The following is a 21,583-nucleotide window of genomic DNA, read 5'->3' as shown; positions in this document are numbered from 1 at the left end:
GCACTGCTCGCGCAGGGCACCCAGGTTGTTGAACGCGATGCGCAGGGGCACGTGGTCCTCCTGGTCAGTCGTCTCCGATGGTGATGCCGAGTTCGTTCACGAGAGCCTGGGCAAGGTCCGTCCGCTGGCCGGGGTCGATGCGGACCTTGGCCAGGTTGGCGACGCCTCCGAGATCGGCCGCCCTCACGCCTGGCAAGAGCTGCACAGAGTGGCGGGGATACTGATGCGTCGCAGAGCCCCCGAGGGCCGACCGCTGTTCGATGCCCTGGCGGCGCTGGACTGATCCCGGCCCACGACCTCCCCACCGGTGCACCCACGTCGCCCGCGCCTACCTGATCCCCGCCAGCTGACCTGCCAAGCCTCGGGGTGTTTGGCGGTTGACCTGCCGCAATGAAGGTCAAGCGTCTCCTCACCGAAGGTTGAGTGGATGGCCTTGCGCGGCAGCGCCTCAGGCCGTTGTCAGTGCTGGCAGGCAGGATCACGGGCATGACGCCGTTGCTTCTTTCCGACATCGAACGAGCCGTTCGCAGCAGCTGGAGTACCGAGACATGCACGCCTGAGTTCCGATCGCGCTGGACCGAGGACGATCCGGCCCGGGACCAGTGCGGGGTGACCGCCATGGTGCTCAACGACCTGCTGGGAGGCGAGCTGATCCGCGGGGAGGTCCACGTCAACGGGGAGCGTGTGGACTACCACTGGTGGAACCGCTTGAGTATGGGCATTGAAGTCGATCTCACCCGCGAGCAGTTCGGGCCGCAGGAGACCGTCATTGGCGGCGTTGTCATCCCCCGCCCGTGACCGAGTGGCGCAGGCTCCGTGAGGAGTATGAGCTTCGCCGCGACAGGGTCTTGGAGAAGCTCGATCGGCAGCAGGCATCCACCTCTGTGGCCGTGCCGAGGCAGCCAGGTGTGGAGCTCGTGGATGAGATGGTCGAGCGCGTGGACGAGCAGGACCAGGTCATGGCGGTGGTCGGCCGGGGCGAGGCCGTTCGCCGTGGCTGGTTGCATCGGATTGCCGTGACTGTGTGCCGGGATCGGGAAGGCCGGATCCTTGTGCACCGTCGCTCTGAGCACGTCGATCGGTTCCCGGGACACTACGAGGTGGGGTTGGGCGGCGCCGTTGCCCCGGGTGAGTCCTACGAGGAAGCCGCATCGCGCGAACTGGCCGAGGAACTGGGCGTTCGAGCGCCGGTCCGCTTCATCGTGAAGTTCCTGAACCGTAGCGGGCTCAGCCCCCACTGGCTCGCGGTGCACGAGGCCGTCCTGTCCGACACCCCGTGTCCTGACCCGGACGAAGTGATGTGGCACGGCTGGCTGTCGGAGTCCGAGCTCCTCAGGTCGATGCGGGAGAACCCGTTCACTCCGGATACCCATGACGTTTTGCGTCACTACTCCTCCGCCGTGGAGCGGAGAATCGTCTGATCGACGTCAGGGCACAACCGAGCACTGATGCTCCCCCGAAGCGAGCCAAGCACACGGCTCCGTCCGTGTCCGTCGATCGACACATCGGCGCCCGGCCAGGAGACCCGGCCGGGCGCTGGTGCGGCCTGCGTGCGGTGCGCGTGCCCTACGGCCGCCTGAACTCGCCGTCCACGACTCCGCCTGCAAAGGCCGCCCACTCGCCGGAGGTGAAGACGAGAGCCGGGCCGTTGCCCTGGTCCTTGCTGTCACGCATGGCTACGCGACCATCGCCGAGGAGGGCGACCTCGACGCAGTTCCGATCAGCATTGCTGCGGCTGCTCTTGCGCCAGACCGCGCCTGTCAGGTCAGCACTGTTCATGTGGTCAGCTCCCTCGCTGCTTGCTTGAAAAGGACCTGGCTGCTCGCTTGGTCGAGCGCCGAGGCCGAGATGGATGCGAACGCGCCGTCGTAGCGCTCGATCTCGCTGGGCTTGTCGAGGTAGAGCGCTCCGGTGAAGCCCTCCGCGTAGACCGTGGGCGGCTCCGCGTTCCGACCGTCACCGTTGGCCGGGAAGCGCATGATGACGAACGGGCCGGACAAGATGCCGTCGTGCAGACCGGCTGCATACGGAACAACGCGGATGGATACGTTGCCCAGTTCGTTCAAGTGAACCAGGTGTTCAAGCTGTTCGGCCATCACGTTGTTCCCGCCCACAGGCCGCCGCAGGATGGCTTCGCTGAGCACCACGTCGATGTCGGGCGGTGCCGTCACCCGCGTCAGCAACGCCTGTCGCGCGATGCGAATATGAACCAACCGCTCCACCTCAGCATCGTTCCTTGCCGAAGTTGACCTCCTGATGAGGGTGCGAGCGTAGTCAGGCGTCTGGAAGAGGCCAGGAATCAGCTCCGCCTCGTACCAGGACAGACTCGCCGCAGCTTCCTCAAGCCCGATGTAGAGGTCGAAGCCCTCAGGGATCACGTCCCCGTAGGCGTGCCACCAACCCCGATTCTTCGTCTCCTTGGCCAAGCCCATCAGGCCCTTGGTCAGCTCGGGGTCCGCCCCGTACGTCCGGCACATGGCCTCGACATCAAGGCTGCGGAGCGACACCTGGCCGGTCTCGATGCGCCAGATCTTCGGCTCCGACCACTCCAATTCCTTGGCGGCTGCGCGCACCGTCAGGCGCGAGGCGTTGCGTAAGTCTCGGAGATGCCGACCGAGTTGGCGCCGAGGAACGGTCGAACCAGTCGTTGCAACACTCACAGGCGGCCACCTTCCTTGAATGTGAATACGCCTTACACCCGAAACGTAGTCGTCAGGAGTTCAAATCCGCAATGCCGTATAAAAGTTCGAGTAATTCGAATTGATTACTCGAAATGTAGTCTTGCATAACGATGTCTCATGGTGATTCACTCGGTTACCCACAGGACCGCTGCGAACACTCCACGTGACCGCAGGCAAGGCGAGGGGACCTAAGCCGATGAACCCGCTGATCTTTGGCTACATGCGCGTGCCCGACGACATGAGCGACGAGGAGGCGAAGCAGAAGCAGCACGACCTCTCCACGTACGCCGAGAAGAACGGCTTCCACCTGGCCACCGTGTTCTACGAGTACGTGCCGGGAGCGCATGCCGCGTTCACGGAGTTGGTGGCGGCCGTCCGGCACGCCGAGGCCAAGCACGTGGTCGTGCCGTCCTACCGTGAGTTGGCGCTGAACCGGTCGCTCCAGAACGCCATGCTCGCGCACCTCTTCCACGCCACCGGCGGCGCGGAAGTCATCAGCCTTGACGACCGCTCATGACCGCCCAGGAGGTGCCGTACCAGACCCGACACGTGCGCTTCGTCGACCAACTCTCCCTCGTCGCCGCGCAGTCGGCCGCCTCCGCCTCGCGTCACTTCCTGCGGCTCGCCCTCTCCAAGTGGCAGGCGGCCCTCATCGAGGACGACGTCCTACTCGTCGCCTCGGAGCTGGTCACCAACGCCATTACCGTCACCGGGGTACTCCCGAAGCCGCCTGCGTGGGACGAGCTGGAACGGATCGGCCTCGTCCACGTCCGTCTCGTCGGCTTGCCGGACAGCGTCGTCGTAGAGGTGTGGGACGTGTCGGACGAGCCGCCCCGGCTCCAGCGCGTCGGCGATGACTCCGAGGGCGGGCGCGGGCTCGTCCTCGTACAGGAGTTGGCAACGCGCTGGGGTTCCTACCGCACCACCGGCGGAAAGGCGGTGTGGGCCCAGCTGGCGGCCCGTCCGCCGTTGCCGCAGAGGCCGCAGAGCGGCGAGCGGCAAGGGAGCCACCCGGACACCCCGCCGGGGCCCGATGCCGCGTTGCTCCGCCGCGTCCGGGCGGGGCTGGATGCGGCGTGGTAGGAGAGGCCCGCACACGCCGAAGGCGGCAGCCCCCCGGATACGTTCCGAGGTGCCGCCGCCTTCAGCTGGGGACGGGGGTGGAGCTGAGGTCAGGAGGTCAGACGGCGGAGCCGGCCTTCCACTGGGACCAGTCCATGTTCCAGCCGTTGAGGCCGTTGTCCGGCTTGATGGTCTTGTCCGGAGAGTTCTTGACGATGACCACGTCGCCGACCATGGAGTTGTCGTAGAACCAGGCGCCGGGCGCGCTGGGGTCGTTGGCGCCCTTCACGTCGGCCAGCCCCACGCAGCCGTGGCTGGTGTTGGCCTTGCCGAAGATGCCCTTGCCCCAGTAGTTGCCGTGGATGAAGGTGCCCGAGGTGGACAGGCGCATCGCGTGCGGCACGTCCTTGATGTCGTACTCGCCCTTGCCGTCGTCATCGGTGAAGCCGACGGTGGCGCCGTTCATCCGGGTCTCCTTGTGCTTCTCGGAGATCACCATCTCACCGTTGTACGTCGGGTTCTCAGGCGCGCCCGCGGAGATCGGGATGGTCTTGATCGTCTTGCCGTCGCGGGTGACCGTCATCATCTTGGTCTTCGCGTCGACGGTGGAGACCTGGTTGCGGCCGATCTTGAACGTCACGGTCTTCTGCTGCACACCGACGACGCCGTCCGCGCCTTCGACGCCGTCCAGCGCGAGCTTCAGCGTGACGGTGGAGCCGCCCTGCCAGTAGTCCTCCGGGCGCAGGTCCAGGCGCTGGCTGTTGAACCAGTGGCCGACGACCTCCTGGCCGCTGCTGGAGGTCACGGTGATGCCGTCCTGGACGGCCTTCTTGTCCGTGATCTCCTTGTTGAAGTTGATCGAGACGGGCATCCCGACGCCGACGGTGGAGCCGTCCTCGGGCGTGAAGTTCCCGATGAAGCTGTTGTCGGGCGAGACGGTGGTGAAGGAGCTGTTCTCGTGGGCCTTGCGGCCCTTCGCGTCCTCCGCCGTGGCGTCGATCTTGTACGTGGTGGAGCGTTCGAGCTGGCCCGCGGGCTTCCAGCTGGAGCCGTCGGCCGCCAGCGTGCCCTCGACCTCCTTGCCCTCCGCCGTGGTCATGACGACCTCGGTGAGCTTGCCCTTGGCGACGGTGACCTGGGCGGCGTTGTTGATGCTGGCGTTGGTGGCGCCGTTCTCCGGCTTGATCGCTATCTGTGCCTCGGACGCGTCCTCGGCGGCGGCCTTGTCGACCTCCTGCGCCTGTGACGACTCCGAACTCGCGGCGCCCGTCTTCTTGTCGCCGCCGTCGTCGGTACAGGCCGAAAGCACCAGCACGCCGCCGAGCAGTGCGGACGCGGCCGTGAGGCCCTTGCGCCGCTTGCTGTCCGTCATCACACGCTTCTCCATCGTTGCCGATTCCCCAAAATCCCCGAACGGGGCTGCCAGGCGGCGATTCCCCGTCAATGTTCCAAGAACACCCGGAACGGACGCTCCGTTCCACATCCGCCGGGGATGTGGGGAACACCACTCATCGACGCGGCCGCGTCAGCGGTGGTTCCCGCTGCCGGGCCCGGATACGGATCCGTCGCACAGCACGGCCCCGGTCCGCGGTGAAGCAGGGCCGGGGCCGGTGTTCTCACACGTCAGACCCGCTGCGCGAGGTCACCGTCCTCGCCGTCGTCCCTCCCATTGTGCGCGACAGCGCCGCCGTACCCCTCCTCCTCGTCCCCGGTCCCGGCCAGGAACGGACCGTCCTCGTCGTCCTCACCCTCGTCCCAGCCCTCCGCGTCGGGGTCGTGGTCGACGCTCTCGCTGCTCCACGAGGCCTGCGCGAGCTCGACCCCGGGCACCTCGCTGACCAGGTCGAACGGGTCGATCAGCGAGGCCAGGGCCTCTGCTCCGTCTGCCCGGACGGTGGCCTCGGCATGCATCCGCTCCTCGGCGGTGTCGCTCTCCGTGATACCGGATACCGGTTCCCCGTACTCGGCGGCGATGGATTCCAGCGCGGTGCCGGTGAGGGCGTCTAGGTCGGTGATCTCCAGCACCATCTCCACGCGAACGCGAACAAACCTGGATGTCTCTTCAGTGCTCATACTCCGGAGCGTATGGCTCCCGGCAGCCACGACTTTCCTCCGACCCGCTGCTTTGCTTAGCATCGGCCCACGGGGCTAACTCATGGTTGTCGCAAGGGGATCGAAACTGTGTCCGTCACTCGCCGCACACTCCTGACCGCCACCGCCGCGGGAACGCTGTTGGCCGCTCTCTGGTTCGTCCCGTCGGCCAACGCGACCGTCGAAAGCTCCGCCGGTCCGGCGACCCGGAGCGTTCAGCCCGCCGCCGAGGAGCCGCAACTCGCCGAGACCGGACCCGGTGTCGACACCACTCCGTACCTGATAGGCGGCACGGCACTGCTCGGCATCGGCGCGGGCTTCGTCACCTATTCGGTACGCCGTTCCGGCGCCGCGGCGGCCCGCCCGGCACTCTGACCCTCGTACCCACGAAATCCCGGTACACGCGAACCTCGTGCAAAGGAAAAGGGCTGCCGCACCCCCCGGTGCGGCAGCCCTTCGTACGCGTACGGACCCGGACTCTCAGGCCAGCGGCCCCGTGACCGGCTCCACCGCCGCCACCAGGAGCCCTTCCCGTACGAACGTGTCCGCGGCGGCCAGGTCCGGCGCCAGGAAGCGGTCCGGCCCCGGGCCCTGCGCGCCGGCCGCCCGCAGCGCGGCCACGGCGGCCTGTGAGGCGGCGGCCGGAACCAGGCCCTCGGCGGCCCGGATCTCCACCGCGCGGGTCGCCGCGTACAGCTCCACGGCGACGATCCGCGCCAGGTTGTCCACGGCGGTACGGAGCTTGCGCGCGGCGGACCAGCCCATGGAGACGTGGTCCTCCTGCATCGCGGAGGACGGGATCGAGTCGGCGGAGGCCGGGACGGCGAGCCGCTTCATCTCGCTGACCAGAGCGGCCTGCGTGTACTGCGCGATCATCAGGCCGGAGTCGACGCCGGCGTCGTCCGCGAGGAACGGCGGCAGGCCGTGCGAACGGTTCTTGTCGAGGAGGCGGTCGGTGCGGCGCTCGCAGATCGAGCCGAGGTCGGCGGCGACGATGGCGAGGAAGTCCAGGACGTACGCGACGGGCGCGCCGTGGAAGTTGCCGTTGGACTCGACCCGGCCGTCGGACAGCACCACCGGGTTGTCCACGGACGAGGCCAGTTCGCGGCCGGCGACCACGGCCGCGTAGTCCAGCGTGTCGCGGCCGGCGCCGTTGACCTGAGGTGCGCAGCGTACGGAGTAGGCGTCCTGGACCCGCGGCGCGTCGCCCGTGACCTCGGCGTGCCGCCCCGTCAGCCCGGATCCCGCCAGCACCCGCAGCATGTTGTCCGCGCTGGCGCCCTGGCCCGGATGCGGGCGGATGGCGTGCAGCTCGGGCGCGAGGACCCTGTCCGTGCCGAGCAGCGCCTCCAGCGAGAGAGCGGCGGTGATGTCGGCGGAGGTGTAGAGGTTACGCAGGTCGGCGAGGGCCATGACCAGCATGCCGAGCATGCCGTCGGTGCCGTTGAGGAGGGCCAGGCCCTCCTTCTCGCGCAGCTCGACCGGCGTGATGCCGTGCGCGGCGAGCAGCTCGCCCGCCGGGCCGACCGTGCCGTCGGGCCCCTCCGCCTCGCCCTCGCCCATCAGGGTGAGCGCGCAGTGCGAGAGCGGCGCGAGGTCGCCGGAGCAGCCGAGCGAACCGTACTCGTGGACGACCGGCGTGATGCCCGCGTTCAGCACGTCCGCCATGGTCTGCGCGACCTCCGGGCGTACGCCGGTGTGGCCGGAGGCGACCGTCTTGAGCCGGAGGAACATCAGCGCGCGCACGACCTCGCGCTCCACACGAGGCCCCATGCCCGCCGCGTGCGAGCGGACGATGTTGCGCTGGAGCTGCGCGCGCAGTTCGGTGCTGATGTGGCGGCTGGCGAGAGCGCCGAAGCCGGTGGAGACGCCGTAGACCGGCTCGGGCTTGGCGGCCAGCGCGTCCACGATGAGGCGGGAGGCGGCCAGCGCGTCCACGGCGGCGGTGGAGAGCTCCACCCGGGCGCCGTGGCGGGCCACGGCGATGACGTCCTCGGCGGTGGTTCCGGACGTCCCCACCACGACAGTGTGCATATCCATATTCAGCAGCGTACGGATTGAAACCCGCTATGTCACTAGTGGTTGGCCACTGGACCCCTTACCTGGCCGCACACGCTCACGGCCGGTTGCCGCGCAGCCTGCGGCGGTCGTGCGCCGACTTCGGCGGCGAGTCCGCGAGCCGGATGACCTCGCCGTCCCGCCCGGCCACCACCGGCCGCAGCGAGCGAGCGGCCTTGGCCCGGTACTGGGCCGCGTCCGCCAGCCGGAACAGCCGGCGGGCCGAGCGCACCGGGCCGATCGGATCACCGGTCGACGCGACCCCGCAGGCGACCCCGTTGCCGAGCTCGATCACCGCCGCCCGGTCGCAGAGCTCGGTGGCCACACCGACCACGTCGTCCGCCGGAGGACCGTCGGCCACCAGGCAGAACTCGTCGCCGCCGAGCCGGGCCGCCAGCGCGTCCGGGAGTATCGCGCCGCAGAGCGAGAGCACCGAGCCGAAACGTTCCAGCAGACGGTCACCGACCGCGTGGCCGTGGGTGTCGTTCACCGCTTTGAGGCCGTTGAGATCGCAGACGACGAGGCTGACGACGACCCCGGCCGTGCGGTGCGCCTCGATCGCCTCGTCGAGCCGGATGTCGACGGCCCGGCGGTTGGCGAGGCCGGTCAGCGGGTCGGTGAAGGCCAGTTTGCGGACCTCCTCCAGCCGTTCGGTCTGAGCGATCCCGGAGGCGACGACGGCGGCGAGCACGGTGGCGAAGTTGGCGTCGTCCCGGTCGAACACCGGCTTCCCGGCCTGCCGCGCCACATACAGCTCGCCCCAGGCCCGCCCGTGCAGCACGATCGGCGCGACCACGCAGCAGCCCCGGCCGCGCCGCCGCAGCGCCGCCACGCGCTGGTGGCAGTACGGGCGCGCGCCGCGCGCCGGGCCGCCCGCGCCCGGCAGGCCGTCGGCGGTCTCCACCCAGGCGTCGGGCTCACCGCCGCCGGCCCAGCGCTCGTGCAGGAACTCGGTGATCTCCGGGAACTCGTGGACCGGGTAGGCCTCCTCCTCCGGGAACTCCTCCTCCCCGTCGGCCCGCCGGCCCGCGTTGACCAGGACCCGCAGCCTGCCGCGGTCCCGCTCCCACACCGAGAGTGCGGCGAAGCTGCCGCCCAGCGCCTCGCAGGCCCCCAGCGCGGCCGCCCGCCACGATTCGCGCGGCGTGTAGGCCGCGGCCATCGTCTGCGCCAGCGAAACCACGGCCCGCAGCCGAGCATCGTCTTCACCCATTTATCCAGCTTATGTAGATTTGTCCCCTTTTGATCAGTTTGATGCGCAACTAATTTTCGGCGTCATACGGCAGTGCTCCGGCGGGGTAGGTCACTCACCCGGCCACTGCGGGCTCCGCTTCTCGTTGAAGGCGGCCACGCCCTCAGCCCGGTCGCCGGAGAAGGCCACCGACCGCCAGGCCGCGTCCTCCACCTCCAGGCCCGCCCGCAGGTCGAGCCCGTGCCCGAGCCGGAGTGCCTTCTTGGCCGCCCGCAGCCCGACCGGCGAGTTGGCGGCCATCCGGGCGCCGAGCGCGAGCGCCTCCTCCCGGTCCCGGCCCGCCGCCACCAGCTCGTCCACCAGGCCCAGCTCCCGCGCCTCGGCCGCCTCCACCCGGCGCGCGGTGAAGACCAGCTCGGCGGCGCGGGCCGCACCGACCCGGCGCGGCAGCAGCTGCGTACCGCCGCCGCCCGGAATGACGCCCACCGACACCTCGGGCAGCCCGACCACGGCGGTGGCGTCGGCGACGATCACATCGCAGGCGAGAGCCAGCTCGAAGCCGCCGCCGAGGGCGAAGCCGTGCACGGCGGCGATGGTCGGCATCGGCAGCTCCAGGACGCCGGTGTAGGCGGCGCGGGCGGTGGGCCGCTGCCGTACCAGCTCGGCGTCGGTGAAGAAGTTCCGCTCCTTGAGGTCGGCGCCCACGCAGAAGGCCCGCTCGTGGCTGGAGGTGAGGACGGTGACGCGGACGTCCCGGTCGGCGCCGAGCGCCTCGCAGGCGGCGGCGACGGAGCGGGCCATGTCGGTGGAGACGGCGTTCATCGCCTTCGGCCGGTCGAGGACCAGCTCGGCCACATGCTCCTGGCCCGCGTGCCGCCGTACGGCGACGAACTCCCCGAACCGCTGCTCGGACGTGACGGTCATGACTGCACCCCTGTCGGTCGACTGCCGGTGAACGCCGGTCAACGGGCGTTGTTAACGCGCGTTATCGACAGGGATCCTAGACAGGGCGTACCGGGAACCGACAGGGCGAGGCCGCATAAGGTGCGGCTCAGGAACCCGTCTTGCCGCGCCGCGCCAGCAGCCACGGCTCCACCACACCGAGCCCGCGCACCGGCCGCTGCCACATCGGCTGGAGTCCGAAGCGGTACGTCGGCAGCGGCGGCTCCTCGGCCACCTCGCGGCCCTCCTTCTCGGCCAGCCGCGCCCGCTCGGCGGCGGCCGCGACCTCCTCGGCGGCCTGGGCCTCCGACTCCGGTGCGTCACCGTGCCGGACCAGCTCCTTGGCGAACGCCCCGTCCACCAGGACGGCGTCCTTCGGAGCTATCGAGGTGAGCCGGCTGGCCAGGTTCACCGTGGTGCCGAACACATCGCCCATGCGGGTGGTGACCGTGCCGAAGGCGATCCCGACGCGCAGCGCGGGCATCGCCTCGTCCTGGGACATGGCCTCGATCAGCCGGAGCGCTATCTCGGACGCCGTGCCCGCGTCGTCGGCGGCGAAGAGCACCTCGTCGCCGAGGGTCTTGATGAGCCGGCCGCCGTGCGCGGCGACCAGGTCGGCGGCGGTCGTCTCGAAGGACTCGACCAGCTCGCCGAGCTCCTCCTCCTCCAGCCGCCGGGTCAGCCGGGTGAAGCCGACCAGGTCCGCGAAGCCGACGGCCAGGCGCCGGTCGACCATCTCGTCGTCGTCCGCCGCCTGCACGACCCGGCCGGTCGCGGCGGCCAACTGGCGCCGCCACACGTAGACGAGGAACTCCTGGAGCTCCGGCAGCAACAGCTCGACCAGCGGATACGTGACTTCCGTCCGGGTCATTCCCGGCTCGGGCGGCTCCGTGAGCCCTTCCAGGAACGAGTCGATCTGCCACTCCGCCAGCCGGGCCGTGGTCTGCCCGGTCGAACGGGCCACCTGGATCGCCATCGGCTCGCTGAGCAGCCCGGCCTCCACCAGACCGGCGAGCCGGCGCAGGGCCAGCACGTCGGCCTCGGTGAGCGCCTTGGCCTGGCCGATGTCGGCGAAGCCCATGGCCCGCCAGAAACGCGAGGCGAGGTCCATGGAGACGCCGGCGGTACGGGCGGCCTGAAACGGCGTGTAGCGGCGGTCCGCGCCGAGGATCAGGGCTTCGAGGCGGATCGCGAGCGGGTCGTCGGTCGGCTCGGCCGTGTGGTCGACCTCGTGATGCGGGGTGGCATGGACCGAGGAGTCCGACGAGGGCTCCTCGCCCGCGCCGGACGTCGTGTCGCCGACGGTCACCAGCCGCCTCCTGCCCGTTCCCTGCGCACTGCCTGCCGATCTGTCGCTGATCGCCCCAACAGTGATCTGTCGCTGGATCGCCTCAACAATACGGCAGGTGTGCCCTAGCTCACGTCCTTGGTTGCCCGATACGGGTGCGTCGCGCGTGACATCTACCGGTTACGCGGTATCCACCGGTACGGCCATCGGGTGGATCCGGCGTACGCCGGGCCCTCGCCGCCGGCTCTCAGGTCAGCCCGCCCGCCGCGCCCCGCAGGTGCACGATGTCCCCGGCCGACACCGGCTGCTGGAGCCCGTCGTCGGTGGAGAGCACAAGACGCCCGTCGCCGTCGATCGCGACGGCCTGTCCGACCAGGGAGTTTCCGCCCGGCAGCTCGGCCCGTACGGTCCGGTCCAGGGTCGCGCACCCGGCCGCGTACGCCGCCTGGAGCCCGCTCGCCGCCGCGTCGCCGCCGGCCGCCTTCCACTCGCCGTACCAGTGCTCCAGCGAGCGCAGCACGGACCGCAGCAAGGTCTCGCGGTCGGTGGAGACGGCTCCGGCGAGCGCCAGGGAACCGGCGGTGGGTGCGGGCAGTTCGTCGGCGCGGAGCGAGACGTTGATGCCGAGGCCGACCACGATGCCGTCCCCGGCGAACTCGCCGAGGATGCCGCCGGCCTTGCGCTCTTCGCTGTCCACCGTGACCAGCAGGTCGTTGGGCCACTTGAGTGCCGTGTCGACGCCCGCCGACTTGGCGAGGCCGGTCGCGGCCGCCACTCCGGCGAGCAGCGGCACCCAGCCCCACCGCTCCACCGGCACCTCCTCGTCGGGCTCCAGGTAGACCGAGAAGAACAGCCCGGAACGCGGCGGCGCGGTCCAGCTCCGCTCCAGCCGGCCACGACCGGCGGTCTGCTCCTCGGCGACCAGGACCGTGCCTTCGGCCAGACCGCCGGAGCGGGCCCGTCCGGCGAGGTCGGAGTTGGTCGATCCGGTGGTCTCCACGACCTCCAGCTCGCTCCAGAGCGACTCCGGCCGCAGCAGCCCGCGGCGCAGGGCGGTCACGTTCAGAGGCGGCCGGTCCAGGTCCGACCAGCGATTGTGTGGCGCATCCGGTGGTGTCATGCAAGCCACCCTAGGTGTGGCAAAGGACGCACTGCCTTTCCGCAGACGCGCCGATACGCTACGAGTCAGTAGCCGAGGAGTGACGGACCAGAGTTGCCTGACCCGTTACGTATCAGCGTTGCGCAACCACAAGTTACGAGCCAGTAGCCGCAGAGCCGGACAGACGACCGCCCGTCCCCCCGTGACCGTTCACCGGTCGTCGTCCCCGTGACCAGGCAGGGAGCCGCCCCCCGATGTCCGAGCCGCAGAGCGACATCCACACCACCGCGGGCAAGCTCGCGGACCTGAGGCGCCGCATTGACGAAGCGACGCACGCGGGTTCGGCCCGCGCGGTCGAGAAGCAGCACGCCAAGGGCAAGCTGACGGCCCGTGAGCGGGTCGACCTCCTCCTCGACGAGGGCTCCTTCGTGGAGCTCGACGAGTTCGCCCGGCACCGCTCCACCAACTTCGGCATCGAGAAGAACCGCCCGTACGGCGACGGAGTCGTCACCGGCTACGGCACGGTCGACGGCCGTCCGGTCTGCGTGTACTCGCAGGACTTCACCATCTTCGGCGGATCGCTCGGCGAGGTCTACGGCGAGAAGATTGTCAAGGTCATGGACTTCGCGCTGAAGACCGGCTGTCCGGTCATCGGCATCAACGACGGCGGCGGCGCGCGCATCCAGGAAGGTGTGGCGGCGCTCGGCCTGTTCGCCGAGATCTTCCGCCGTAACGTGCACGCCTCCGGCGTGATCCCGCAGATCTCGCTGATCGTCGGCCCGTGCGCGGGCGGCGCGGTCTACTCGCCGGCGATCACCGACTTCACGGTGATGGTCGACCAGACCTCGCACATGTTCATCACCGGACCCGACGTCATCAAGACGGTCACCGGTGAGGACGTCGGCTTCGAGGAGCTCGGCGGAGCCCGTACGCACAACACCACCTCCGGCGTGGCGCACCACATGGCGGGCGACGAGAAGGACGCCATCGAGTACGTCAAGTCGCTGCTCTCCTACCTGCCTTTGAACAACCTCTCCGAGGCCCCGGCCTTCCCGGAGGAGGCGGACCTCGCCACCACGGACGAGGACCGCGAGCTGGACACGCTGATCCCGGACTCGGCGAACCAGCCGTACGACATGCACACCGCGATCGAACACGTCCTGGACGACGCCGAATTCCTGGAGACCCAGGCCCTGTTCGCGCCGAACATCATCACCGGTTTCGGGCGGGTGGAGGGCCATCCGGTCGGGATCGTCGCCAACCAGCCGATGCAGTTCGCCGGTTGCCTGGACATCGACGCGAGCGAGAAGGCGGCCCGCTTCGTCCGGACCTGCGACGCGTTCAACGTGCCGGTCCTCACCTTCGTGGACGTGCCGGGCTTCCTGCCGGGCGTGGACCAGGAGTACGGCGGCATCATCCGGCGCGGCGCCAAGCTGATCTACGCCTACGCGGAGGCGACGGTCCCGCTGATCACCGTCATCACGCGCAAGGCGTTCGGCGGCGCGTACGACGTGATGGGCTCCAAGCACCTGGGCGCCGACCTGAACGTGGCCTGGCCGACCGCGCAGATCGCCGTCATGGGCGCGCAGGGCGCGGTGAACATCCTGCACCGCCGCACCATCGCCGCCGCCGAGGACCCGGACGCGACGCGCGCCGAGCTGATGACGGCGTACGAGGACGCGCTGCTCAACCCGTACGTGGCGGCCGAGCGCGGCTACGTCGACGCGGTGATCCTGCCGTCCGAGACCCGGGCGCACATCGTGAAGGGGCTGCGTCAGCTCCGTACGAAGCGGGAATCACTGCCTCCGAAGAAGCACGGCAACATCCCGCTGTAGCCGCCCGCCCTCCCACAGAGAGGTCTGCCCATGATCAGGGTCGTACGGGGCAACCCGACCCCCGAGGAGCTGGCCGCCGCCCTGGCGGTGGTCCAGGCCCGCGCCGCGGCGAGCGCCGCCGTGTCGTCCGGCGCGCCCGTCCCGCCCGAGCAGTGGTCCGACCCGGGCCGCATCGCCCGTACGGGCCGCCCGCAGCCGGGCCCGCGGGCCTGGGCCCGGACGTACTGGCCGGCCTGAGCCGGACGGTGGGCGCCGGTGCGCTTGAGTACCCGTACTCAGGCGCATCGGCGCCCATCGCGGGCAGGATCGGAAGCATGCTGTGGTCCGACCCCGAGAACAAGCCGCCGAAGGAACTGCGCGACGCCCAGGACATGATGCGCCGCGCGGGTCTTCTGCTCGCGCTGGCGATGCTGGTCGCGATGTTCGTGCTCGGCACCCGCTGAGACCCGGCGGGGCCTCCCGGAGCTTCGGCTCCTTCTACGATGGCCGGTATGACTGATCAGCGCCGCCTCGTCCTCGCCTCCGCCTCCCCCGCCCGCCTCGGCCTGCTGCGCCAGGCTGGTTTCGCCCCGGAGGTGATCGTCAGCGGGGTCGACGAGGACGCGCTGTCCGCTCCGACCCCCGCCGAGCTGGCCCTGGTGCTGGCCCGGGCCAAGGCGGCGGCGGTCGCGGAGCGGCCGGAGGCGACGGGCGCGCTGGTGATCGGCTGCGACTCGGTCCTGGAGCTGGACGGCGAGGCGCTCGGCAAGCCGGCCGACGCCGAGGAGGCCACGGCCCGCTGGAAGGCGATGCGCGGCCGGTCCGGCATCCTGCAGACCGGCCACAGCGTGATCGACACCGCGTCAGGCCGTACGGCCTCGGCGACGGCGTCCACCGTCGTACGGTTCGGCGAGCCGACCGACGCCGAGGTCGCCGCGTACGTCGCGTCCGGCGAGCCGCTGCACGTGGCCGGAGCCTTCACGCTGGACGGCCGCTCGGCACCGTTCGTCGACTCCATCGAGGGCGACCACGGCAACGTGATCGGCCTCTCGCTGCCGCTGCTGCGCCGCCTGCTCGGCGAACTGGACATCTCGGTCACGGAGTTGTGGGCCTGAGACGGGCTTCCTGGCAGCGGCTCAGGCCGCCGCCGGGGCCGCCTCGTCGCTCACGCGGTCCTCGCCGCGGCCCTCCGGCCCGTACGCGAGCAGGGTGAAGACCAGCAGGGCCAGCACCATCGTCATGAAGGCGAACGCGGCCCACCCGACCAGTCCCACGGTCACCGCGCCGAGCACGCCGTGCACCACCGCGCAGCCGATCAGCGTGATCCGCCCGAACCGCCCCGGCGCCCGGTCCCGGACCCCGGCCGGCAGCGCGATCAGCCCGCACCCGATCAGCAGCACGGCCAAGACCCCGCCCAGCACCCAGGTGCCGGCGGTCATGGCTTTCGGGTCCATCCCGGCCAGCGACATGTTCTGGTTCTCGGTGACCGTGGCGAGGACGGCGTTGATCACGAAGATGCCCACCGCCTCCCCGAACAGCACGAGCGCGGTCACGATCGCCACCGTTCTGCGCAGCAAGGCGCCACCCCCTGTTACATGCGGTACGTGCGTGGGGCGGACCCTACTCACCGGTATTCCTCCGGACAAGGGGTCGGACCGTTCCGCACGTCCGGCAAAGAATCTGTCGGCCGTTCGTAGGGACTCCACAAAGAAACGCCGTGAGGCGTTGACCTCTCAGACAGAGACCTGCACCACACCGGATGATTACTGTGCGGTTGTAGAACCCGGCGTACCGTGGTGCCACAAGGGATTTCACTACTGGGGCAAGCCTCGAATCACACTCCGTGTGGGCAAGCTCACCATTGGGGACGGGTCGTAGCGCCGTGTCGGTAGTCCCTAAACTCAGCTTGTTTCCAGGAGGGAGTCATCGTGCGCAAGGTGCTCATCGCCAACCGTGGCGAAATCGCTGTCCGCGTTGCTCGGGCGTGCCGGGATGCGGGGATCGCGAGCGTGGCGGTCTACGCCGATCCGGACCGGGACGCGTTGCACGTCCGGGCCGCCGACGAGGCGTTCGCGTTGGGCGGTGACACCCCGGCCGCCAGCTATCTGGACATGGCCAAGGTGCTGCAGGCCGCCGCGGACTCCGGGGCGGACGCGATCCACCCGGGTTACGGGTTCCTGTCGGAGAACGCCGAGTTCGCGCAGGCGGTGCTGGATGCCGGTCTGACGTGGATCGGTCCGCCGCCGCAGGCGATCCGGGACCTCGGTGACAAGGTCGCCGCACGGCATATCGCGCAGCGCGCCGGTGCGCCTCTGGTCGCCGGTACGCCGGACCCGGTGGCCGGTTCCGACGAGGTCGTCGCCTTCGCGCAGGCCAACGGGCTCCCGATCGCGATCAAGGCCGCCTTCGGTGGCGGCGGGCGCGGGCTGAAGGTCGCCCGCACCCTGGAGGAGATCCCGGAGCTGTACGACTCCGCCGTCCGCGAGGCCGTCGCCGCCTTCGGCCGCGGTGAGTGCTTCGTCGAGCGCTACCTCGACAAGCCGCGCCACGTGGAGACGCAGTGCCTGGCCGACACCCACGGCAACGTGGTCGTCGTCTCGACGCGTGACTGCTCGCTCCAGCGCCGCCACCAGAAGCTGGTGGAGGAGGCCCCGGCCCCGTTCCTGTCTCCGGAGCAGAACGCGGAGCTGTACGCGGCGTCCAAGGCGATCCTCAAGGAAGCCGGCTACGTCGGCGCCGGCACGGTCGAGTTCCTCGTCGGAGCCGACGGCACGATCTCGTTCCTGGAGGTCAACACCCGCCTCCAGGTCGAACACCCGGTCACCGAAGAGGTCACCGGCATCGACCTCGTACGCGAAATGTTCCGCATCGCGGATGGCGAGGAGCTCGGCTACGGCGACCCGGCCGTGCGCGGCCACTCCTTCGAGTTCCGCATCAACGGCGAGGACCCCGGCCGCGGCTTCCTCCCGGCCCCCGGCACGGTGACCACGTTCGCGCCGCCGACCGGTCCCGGTGTCCGCCTGGACGCCGGCGTCGAGTCCGGGTCCGTCATCGGGCCGGCGTGGGACTCGTTGCTGGCCAAGCTGATCATCACCGGCGCATCGCGTGAGCAGGCGCTGCAGCGGGCCGCGCGTGCGCTGGCGGAGTTCCAGGTCGAGGGCATGGCCACCGCCATCCCCTTCCACCGCGCCGTCGTCACCGACCCCGCCTTCACCGCGAACCCCTTCACCGTCCACACCCGCTGGATCGAGACGGAATTCGTCAACGAGATCAAGCCGTTCGCCGCGCCTGTCGGTGCGGACGAGGAGGACGAGGCCGGTCGCGAGACCGTCGTCGTCGAGGTCGGCGGCAAGCGCCTGGAGGTCTCGCTGCCGTCCTCGCTGGGCATGAGCCTGGCCCGTACGGGCCTCGCGGCCGGTGCCAAGCCGAAGCGCCGCGCGGCGAAGAAGGCCGGTTCGGCCGCCTCCGGCGACTCCCTCGCCTCGCCGATGCAGGGCACGATCGTCAAGGTCGCGGTCGAGGAGGGCCAGGAGGTCAAGGAAGGCGACCTCGTCGTCGTCCTGGAAGCCATGAAGATGGAGCAGCCGCTGAACGCGCACCGCTCCGGCACGGTCAAGGGCCTCACAGCGGAGGTCGGCGGGTCCGTCTCCTCCGGCGCCCTGATCTGTGAGATCAAGGACTGACGGCTCAGTTCGTACGGAGGGGCCCGGCCGGCGTCCGTCAGGACGCGGGCCGGGCCCCTCCGCGTGCAGTGGCATCCTGGACCCCACGAGAGGTGCGCGGACCGAGGGAGGGCGGGAGCCATGGCAGGGCCGATCTCGATGGAGCCGGGCACGGCACGGGCGCCGGAGCGGCCGATGCGCGCGGACGCCCGCCGGAACCACGAACGCCTCGTCGGCGTGGCCCGTACGGCCTTCGCCGAGCACGGCACGGATGCCTCACTGGAGGACATCGCCCGGCAGGCGGGCGTGGGCATCGGCACCCTCTACCGCCACTTCCCCCACCGGCACGCGCTGATGAACGCGGTCTTCCAGGACGCCCTGCGCTCGCTCCTGGACCGCTCCCGGGAGCTGGCGGGCGCGGAGGCGCCGTGCCGGGCGCTGGTGGACTGGCTGGGCGCGATCGTCGCTCACGCGGGCGAGTACCGCGGGCTGTCACGTGCGCTCATGTCGGCCTCGCAGGACGAGACTTCGGCGCTCGCTCCGTGCCATCTGCCGTTGCGTGAGGCGGGGGCGGGGCTGTTGCGACGGGCGCAGGAGAGTGGGGCGGTGCGGGCGGATGTGTCGATCGATGATCTGTTGCAGCTGACCAATGCGATTGCGCTGGCCGCTGAGCATTCGCCGGGGGATCCGGAGCTGGCGGGGCGGTTGCTGCGGCTGACGTTGCGGGGGTTGAAGTAGGGCCCGTCCTGAGGGGTTTTCGGGGCTCCGCCCCAGGCCCCGCTCCTCAAACGCCGGAGGGGCTGAACACCGAGGAGCGGGGGTTCGGGGGCAGCGCACCCGACCTGGCCCTACCGCACGGCCCTACCGCCGCCGCAGGTCCGCCACCCGAGCCCGCTCGCCCGACGACGTCTGGTCGGACAGCGACGACGCGCTGCGCAACTGCGGCCCCAGCCCACCGTTCCGGCCCGTCGTCGTCCGCCGCTGGCCCGGCAACGGCATGTCGCGGCGAGGACGGCGCTCGCCGGGAGGGCCGTCCGGCGCGTCCGCGTCGGGGCCCGCCACCGTGACCTCCACGCCCTGGTCCGCCAGCGCCTGGAGCTCGGCGGCCGCGCGCTCGTCGTGGAGCGGAGGCTCGTCCGTGACCAGGCGGGTGATCAGCTCCGTGGGCACCGTCTGGAACATCGTGTCGGCGCCCAGCTTCGTGTGGTCCGCCAGGACGACCACCTCCGCGGCGGCCTGCACGAGCGCCCGGTCCACGCTGGCCGAGAGCATGTTGGAGGTGGACAGGCCGCGCTCGGCGGTGAGGCCGCTCCCGGAGAGGAAGGCGCGGGAGACCCGCAGGCCCTGGAGGGACTGCTCGGCCCCGCTGCCCACCAGCGCGTAGTTGCTCCCGCGCAGGGTGCCGCCGGTCATGACGACCTCCACCCGGTTGGCATGGGCCAACGCCTGGGCGACCAGCAGCGAGTTGGTCACCACGGTCAGGCCGGGGACCCGCGCGAGCCGGCGGGCCAGCTCCTGCGTGGTCGTACCGGCGCCGACCACGATGGCCTCGCCCTCACCGACCATCGAGGCCGCCAGGTCGGCGATGGCCGTCTTCTCCGCGGTGGAGAGATGGGATTTCTGCGGAAAGCCGGACTCCCGCGTAAAACCGCCCGGCAAGACCGCACCGCCGTGCCGGCGGTCGAGGAGTCCTTCTGCCTCCAGTGCCCGCACGTCCCGCCGTACGGTCACTTCGGAGGTCTGGACGACGCGGGCGAGCTCACGGAGCGATACCGCCCCGTTGGCGCGCACCATTTCGAGGATCAACTGACGACGTTCTGCAGCGAACACGAAACTGACAGTAACCTGACCGCCGGTGGTTTTCAGCAGTTTGCGCCGAATAACGGAAGTTGTACATCTGGCGGCCACCGAAGTGGTATAGAGGCTTTCGCTGTTGTCCGGGTGTGATCGCCGAGCGATCATCATCCTCGCCCGGACTGGCGGAGGTTGCCGGGGAATGTCGCAATTCACCGGCAACCACGCGGTGTTGCTCCGCCGTCAGCCCTCGTCCGTCAGCTTGCGCGTGTGCAGCTGCCGCGCGACCTCCGCGATCGATCCGGACAGCGACGGGTACACGGTGAACGCCTTTGCGATCTGTTCCACGGTCAGGTTGTTGTCGACCGCGAGCGAGATCGGGTGGATCAGTTCGCTGGCGCGCGGTGCGACGACACAGCCGCCGACCACGATCCCCGTACCGGGACGGCAGAAGATCTTGACGAAGCCGTCGCGGATGCCCTGCATCTTGGCGCGCGGGTTGCGCAGCAGCGGCAGCTTCACCACGCGGGCGTCGATCTTGCCGGCGTCCACGTCGGCCTGGCTGTAGCCGACGGTGGCGATCTCCGGGTCGGTGAAGACGTTGGCGGAGACCGTCTTGAGGTTGAGCGGAGCGACCGCGTCGCCGAGGAAGTGGTACATCGCGATCCGGCCCTGCATCGCGGCGACCGAGGCCAACGCGAAGATGCCGGTGACGTCACCGGCCGCGTAGACGCCGGGAGCGCTGGTGCGCGAGACCCGGTCGGTCAGGATGTGGCCGGAGTCCTTCAGCCGTACGCCGGCCTCCTCCAGGCCCATGCCGGCGGTGTTCGGGATCGCGCCGACCGCCATCAGGCAGTGCGAGCCGGTGATGACCCGGCCGTCGGCCAGCGTCACCTCGACCCGGTCGCCGACGCGCTTGGCCGACTGGGCGCGGGAGCGGGACATCACGTTCATGCCGCGGCGCCGGAACACGTCCTCCAGCACGGCGGCCGCGTCCGGGTCCTCGCCCGGCAGCACCCGGTCGCGCGAGGAGACCAGCGTGACGCGGGAGCCGAGCGCCTGGTAGGCACCGGCGAACTCGGCGCCGGTGACACCGGAGCCGACCACGATGAGCTCCTCGGGCAGCTCGTCGAGGTCGTAGACCTGGGTCCAGTTCAGGATGCGCTCGCCGTCCGGCTGCGCGTCCGGGATCTCGCGCGGGTGGCCGCCGGTCGCGATCAGCACGGCGTCGGCGCTGAGCCGCTCCTCGGTGCCGTCGGCGGCGGTGACGACGACCTGGCGGGAACCGTCGGCCGCCTGGAGCCCGTCGAGCCGGCCGCGGCCGCGCATCACGCGGGCGCCGGCCCGGGTGACGGAGGCAGTGATGTCGTGGGACTGGGCCAGTGCGAGGCGCTTGACACGGCGGTTGACCTTGCCGAGGTCGACGCCGACCACCCGGGCGGCCTGTTCCTTGTGCGGTGTGTCGTCGGCGACGATGATCCCGAGTTCCTCGTACGAGGAGTCGAAGGTGGTCATCACCTCGGCCGTCGCGATCAGGGTCTTCGATGGCACGCAGTCGGTGAGTACCGAGGCTCCGCCGAGGCCGTCGCAGTCGACGACGGTCACCTCCGCGCCGAGCTGGGCGCCCACCAGAGCCGCCTCGTAGCCGCCGGGGCCGCCGCCGATGATCACGATCCGGGTCACGAAAAGTCCGCCTCGCGTGGGTGTCATCCCCACGGCCGTCTGCCGCCCCGGCCGGGGGTCCGGGGGATCGCCCCGGGGGAATGCAGTACGTACTCCATTGTCCCGCACGCGCCAAACAGATTCGCCCCGGGGCCCTCCATACGGGCGCCCGGGCTCCGGACGTACGGGAATCGCGCCGCCCGCACAGCCCTTCGAACCGCTCCCGGCCCTCCCCCGA

At 70.3% G+C, this 21,583-nt stretch carries 23 protein-coding genes and 1 pseudogene; 11 read left to right on the top strand and 13 right to left on the bottom strand.

Annotated features, from left to right (window positions below; genetic code table 11):
- Nucleotides 1-64 precede the first annotated feature (64 nt).
- Nucleotides 65-196 (bottom strand): hypothetical protein, encoded by a 132-nt coding sequence (locus ABZ267_RS01085; RefSeq protein ID WP_356747171.1) that lies wholly within the window; start codon nucleotides 194-196, stop codon nucleotides 65-67.
- A gap of 290 nt (nucleotides 197-486) precedes the next feature.
- On the opposite strand from ABZ267_RS01085, the pseudogene ABZ267_RS01080 reads away from it, so the two are divergent.
- Nucleotides 487-866, top strand: a pseudogene (locus ABZ267_RS01080) (hypothetical protein); the annotation flags it as partial.
- A gap of 60 nt (nucleotides 867-926) precedes the next feature.
- Nucleotides 927-1,421: an NUDIX domain-containing protein gene (locus ABZ267_RS01075; RefSeq protein ID WP_356747263.1), complete on the top strand. Its 495-nt coding sequence runs from the start codon at nucleotides 927-929 to the stop codon at nucleotides 1,419-1,421.
- A 145-nt stretch (nucleotides 1,422-1,566) separates the two neighbouring features.
- On the opposite strand, the gene ABZ267_RS01070 is transcribed toward ABZ267_RS01075, so the two are convergent.
- Together ABZ267_RS01070 and ABZ267_RS01065 are read right to left on the bottom strand one after the other, a co-directional pair.
- Nucleotides 1,567-1,779 (bottom strand): DUF397 domain-containing protein, encoded by a 213-nt coding sequence (locus tag ABZ267_RS01070; protein WP_356747173.1) that lies wholly within the window; start codon nucleotides 1,777-1,779, stop codon nucleotides 1,567-1,569.
- Entirely contained in the window at nucleotides 1,776-2,660 is an 885-nt protein-coding gene (locus ABZ267_RS01065) for a helix-turn-helix transcriptional regulator (RefSeq protein ID WP_356747175.1), read from the bottom strand. The genes ABZ267_RS01070 and ABZ267_RS01065 overlap by 4 nt, the downstream gene beginning before the upstream one ends.
- Before the next feature lie 217 nt (nucleotides 2,661-2,877).
- On the opposite strand from ABZ267_RS01065, the gene ABZ267_RS01060 reads away from it, so the two are divergent.
- Both ABZ267_RS01060 and ABZ267_RS01055 read left to right on the top strand, forming a co-directional pair.
- The gene (locus ABZ267_RS01060; protein WP_356747177.1) at nucleotides 2,878-3,198 is read left to right on the top strand and encodes a recombinase family protein; all 321 of its coding nucleotides are present in this window, start codon (nucleotides 2,878-2,880) and stop codon (nucleotides 3,196-3,198) included.
- The gene (locus ABZ267_RS01055; RefSeq protein WP_356747179.1) at nucleotides 3,195-3,764 is read left to right on the top strand and encodes an ATP-binding protein; all 570 of its coding nucleotides are present in this window, start codon (nucleotides 3,195-3,197) and stop codon (nucleotides 3,762-3,764) included. Before ABZ267_RS01060 ends, ABZ267_RS01055 begins: the two co-directional genes overlap by 4 nt.
- A gap of 97 nt (nucleotides 3,765-3,861) precedes the next feature.
- Here the strand turns inward: ABZ267_RS01055 and ABZ267_RS01050 are convergent, their stop codons facing one another.
- Together ABZ267_RS01050 and ABZ267_RS01045 are read right to left on the bottom strand one after the other, a co-directional pair.
- Nucleotides 3,862-5,130 carry an Ig-like domain-containing protein gene (locus tag ABZ267_RS01050; RefSeq protein WP_356747181.1) on the bottom strand — a complete coding sequence of 423 codons (1,269 nt, stop codon included), beginning with the start codon at nucleotides 5,128-5,130 and terminating at the stop codon, nucleotides 3,862-3,864.
- Nucleotides 5,131-5,366: 236 nt separating this feature from the next.
- Nucleotides 5,367-5,771 (bottom strand): hypothetical protein, encoded by a 405-nt coding sequence (locus ABZ267_RS01045; protein ID WP_356747265.1) that lies wholly within the window; start codon nucleotides 5,769-5,771, stop codon nucleotides 5,367-5,369.
- Between the two features lie 153 nt (nucleotides 5,772-5,924).
- On the opposite strand from ABZ267_RS01045, the gene ABZ267_RS01040 reads away from it, so the two are divergent.
- Complete coding sequence (locus ABZ267_RS01040; protein WP_356747183.1) at nucleotides 5,925-6,209, top strand: hypothetical protein; 285 nt, start codon at nucleotides 5,925-5,927, stop codon at nucleotides 6,207-6,209.
- 105 nt (nucleotides 6,210-6,314) lie between these two features.
- Here ABZ267_RS01040 and hutH read toward each other — a convergent pair whose 3' ends face one another.
- From hutH to ABZ267_RS01015, 5 genes are all read right to left on the bottom strand, one after another.
- On the bottom strand, nucleotides 6,315-7,874 hold the full coding sequence (gene hutH / locus ABZ267_RS01035) for a histidine ammonia-lyase (RefSeq protein ID WP_356747185.1): 1,560 nt from the start codon (nucleotides 7,872-7,874) through the stop codon (nucleotides 6,315-6,317).
- Nucleotides 7,875-7,950: 76 nt separating this feature from the next.
- A complete protein-coding gene (locus tag ABZ267_RS01030) occupies nucleotides 7,951-9,105 on the bottom strand; it encodes a diguanylate cyclase (protein ID WP_356747187.1) in 1,155 nt (384 codons plus the stop codon).
- 90 nt (nucleotides 9,106-9,195) lie between these two features.
- Nucleotides 9,196-10,008, bottom strand: coding sequence for an enoyl-CoA hydratase-related protein (locus tag ABZ267_RS01025; RefSeq protein ID WP_356747189.1), 813 nt, complete (start codon nucleotides 10,006-10,008; stop codon nucleotides 9,196-9,198).
- A 127-nt stretch (nucleotides 10,009-10,135) separates the two neighbouring features.
- On the bottom strand, nucleotides 10,136-11,335 hold the full coding sequence (locus ABZ267_RS01020) for an adenylate/guanylate cyclase domain-containing protein (RefSeq protein WP_356747191.1): 1,200 nt from the start codon (nucleotides 11,333-11,335) through the stop codon (nucleotides 10,136-10,138).
- A 226-nt stretch (nucleotides 11,336-11,561) separates the two neighbouring features.
- Complete coding sequence (locus ABZ267_RS01015) at nucleotides 11,562-12,434, bottom strand: biotin--[acetyl-CoA-carboxylase] ligase (RefSeq protein WP_356747193.1); 873 nt, start codon at nucleotides 12,432-12,434, stop codon at nucleotides 11,562-11,564.
- Nucleotides 12,435-12,667: 233 nt separating this feature from the next.
- Between ABZ267_RS01015 and ABZ267_RS01010 the strand changes: the two genes are divergently transcribed.
- From ABZ267_RS01010 to ABZ267_RS00995, 4 genes are all read left to right on the top strand, one after another.
- Entirely contained in the window at nucleotides 12,668-14,248 is a 1,581-nt protein-coding gene (locus ABZ267_RS01010; RefSeq protein ID WP_356747195.1) for an acyl-CoA carboxylase subunit beta, read from the top strand.
- A gap of 30 nt (nucleotides 14,249-14,278) precedes the next feature.
- Entirely contained in the window at nucleotides 14,279-14,485 is a 207-nt protein-coding gene (locus ABZ267_RS01005; protein ID WP_015610948.1) for an acyl-CoA carboxylase epsilon subunit, read from the top strand.
- Nucleotides 14,486-14,562: 77 nt separating this feature from the next.
- Nucleotides 14,563-14,691, top strand: a complete 129-nt coding sequence (locus ABZ267_RS01000; protein ID WP_356747198.1) for a hypothetical protein — start codon at nucleotides 14,563-14,565, stop codon at nucleotides 14,689-14,691.
- Between the two features lie 39 nt (nucleotides 14,692-14,730).
- Nucleotides 14,731-15,342: a nucleoside triphosphate pyrophosphatase gene (locus tag ABZ267_RS00995; protein ID WP_356747200.1), complete on the top strand. Its 612-nt coding sequence runs from the start codon at nucleotides 14,731-14,733 to the stop codon at nucleotides 15,340-15,342.
- Nucleotides 15,343-15,363: 21 nt separating this feature from the next.
- Here ABZ267_RS00995 and ABZ267_RS00990 read toward each other — a convergent pair whose 3' ends face one another.
- On the bottom strand, nucleotides 15,364-15,801 hold the full coding sequence (locus ABZ267_RS00990; protein ID WP_356747267.1) for a hypothetical protein: 438 nt from the start codon (nucleotides 15,799-15,801) through the stop codon (nucleotides 15,364-15,366).
- A 354-nt stretch (nucleotides 15,802-16,155) separates the two neighbouring features.
- Between ABZ267_RS00990 and ABZ267_RS00985 the strand changes: the two genes are divergently transcribed.
- Both ABZ267_RS00985 and ABZ267_RS00980 read left to right on the top strand, forming a co-directional pair.
- Entirely contained in the window at nucleotides 16,156-17,910 is a 1,755-nt protein-coding gene (locus tag ABZ267_RS00985) for a biotin carboxylase N-terminal domain-containing protein (RefSeq protein WP_356747202.1), read from the top strand.
- Nucleotides 17,911-18,030: 120 nt separating this feature from the next.
- Complete coding sequence (locus ABZ267_RS00980; RefSeq protein WP_356747204.1) at nucleotides 18,031-18,627, top strand: TetR family transcriptional regulator; 597 nt, start codon at nucleotides 18,031-18,033, stop codon at nucleotides 18,625-18,627.
- Between the two features lie 123 nt (nucleotides 18,628-18,750).
- On the opposite strand, the gene ABZ267_RS00975 is transcribed toward ABZ267_RS00980, so the two are convergent.
- A complete protein-coding gene (locus tag ABZ267_RS00975) occupies nucleotides 18,751-19,719 on the bottom strand; it encodes a DeoR/GlpR family DNA-binding transcription regulator (protein WP_356747206.1) in 969 nt (322 codons plus the stop codon).
- Nucleotides 19,720-19,926: 207 nt separating this feature from the next.
- Nucleotides 19,927-21,366 carry an NAD(P)H-quinone dehydrogenase gene (locus ABZ267_RS00970; RefSeq protein WP_356747208.1) on the bottom strand — a complete coding sequence of 480 codons (1,440 nt, stop codon included), beginning with the start codon at nucleotides 21,364-21,366 and terminating at the stop codon, nucleotides 19,927-19,929.
- Nucleotides 21,367-21,583 lie beyond the last annotated feature (217 nt).

The sequence above is a fragment of the Streptomyces sp. NPDC006174 genome (genome assembly GCF_040614075.1).
In the GTDB taxonomy this organism is placed as follows: domain Bacteria; phylum Actinomycetota; class Actinomycetes; order Streptomycetales; family Streptomycetaceae; genus Streptomyces.
This window is presented reverse-complemented; position numbering and strand designations above follow the sequence as displayed.

Bases quoted from the DNA above. Each gene is read 5' to 3' on its own strand.
- ABZ267_RS01015 (WP_356747193.1), bottom strand. From the start codon at position 12,434: ATGACACCACCGGATGCGCCACACAATCGCTGGTCGGACCTGGACCGG.
- ABZ267_RS01070 (WP_356747173.1), bottom strand. From the start codon at position 1,779: ATGAACAGTGCTGACCTGACAGGCGCGGTCTGGCGCAAGAGCAGCCGC.
- ABZ267_RS01025 (WP_356747189.1), bottom strand. From the start codon at position 10,008: ATGACCGTCACGTCCGAGCAGCGGTTCGGGGAGTTCGTCGCCGTACGG.
- ABZ267_RS01010 (WP_356747195.1), top strand. From the start codon at position 12,668: ATGTCCGAGCCGCAGAGCGACATCCACACCACCGCGGGCAAGCTCGCG.
- ABZ267_RS01055 (WP_356747179.1), top strand. From the start codon at position 3,195: ATGACCGCCCAGGAGGTGCCGTACCAGACCCGACACGTGCGCTTCGTC.
- ABZ267_RS01050 (WP_356747181.1), bottom strand. From the start codon at position 5,130: ATGGAGAAGCGTGTGATGACGGACAGCAAGCGGCGCAAGGGCCTCACG.
- ABZ267_RS00995 (WP_356747200.1), top strand. From the start codon at position 14,731: ATGGCCGGTATGACTGATCAGCGCCGCCTCGTCCTCGCCTCCGCCTCC.
- ABZ267_RS01075 (WP_356747263.1), top strand. From the start codon at position 927: ATGGTCGAGCGCGTGGACGAGCAGGACCAGGTCATGGCGGTGGTCGGC.
- ABZ267_RS01030 (WP_356747187.1), bottom strand. From the start codon at position 9,105: ATGGGTGAAGACGATGCTCGGCTGCGGGCCGTGGTTTCGCTGGCGCAG.
- ABZ267_RS00980 (WP_356747204.1), top strand. From the start codon at position 18,031: ATGGCAGGGCCGATCTCGATGGAGCCGGGCACGGCACGGGCGCCGGAG.
- ABZ267_RS01005 (WP_015610948.1), top strand. From the start codon at position 14,279: ATGATCAGGGTCGTACGGGGCAACCCGACCCCCGAGGAGCTGGCCGCC.
- hutH (WP_356747185.1), bottom strand. From the start codon at position 7,874: ATGGATATGCACACTGTCGTGGTGGGGACGTCCGGAACCACCGCCGAG.
- ABZ267_RS01045 (WP_356747265.1), bottom strand. From the start codon at position 5,771: ATGGTGCTGGAGATCACCGACCTAGACGCCCTCACCGGCACCGCGCTG.
- ABZ267_RS01060 (WP_356747177.1), top strand. From the start codon at position 2,878: ATGAACCCGCTGATCTTTGGCTACATGCGCGTGCCCGACGACATGAGC.
- ABZ267_RS01000 (WP_356747198.1), top strand. From the start codon at position 14,563: ATGCTGTGGTCCGACCCCGAGAACAAGCCGCCGAAGGAACTGCGCGAC.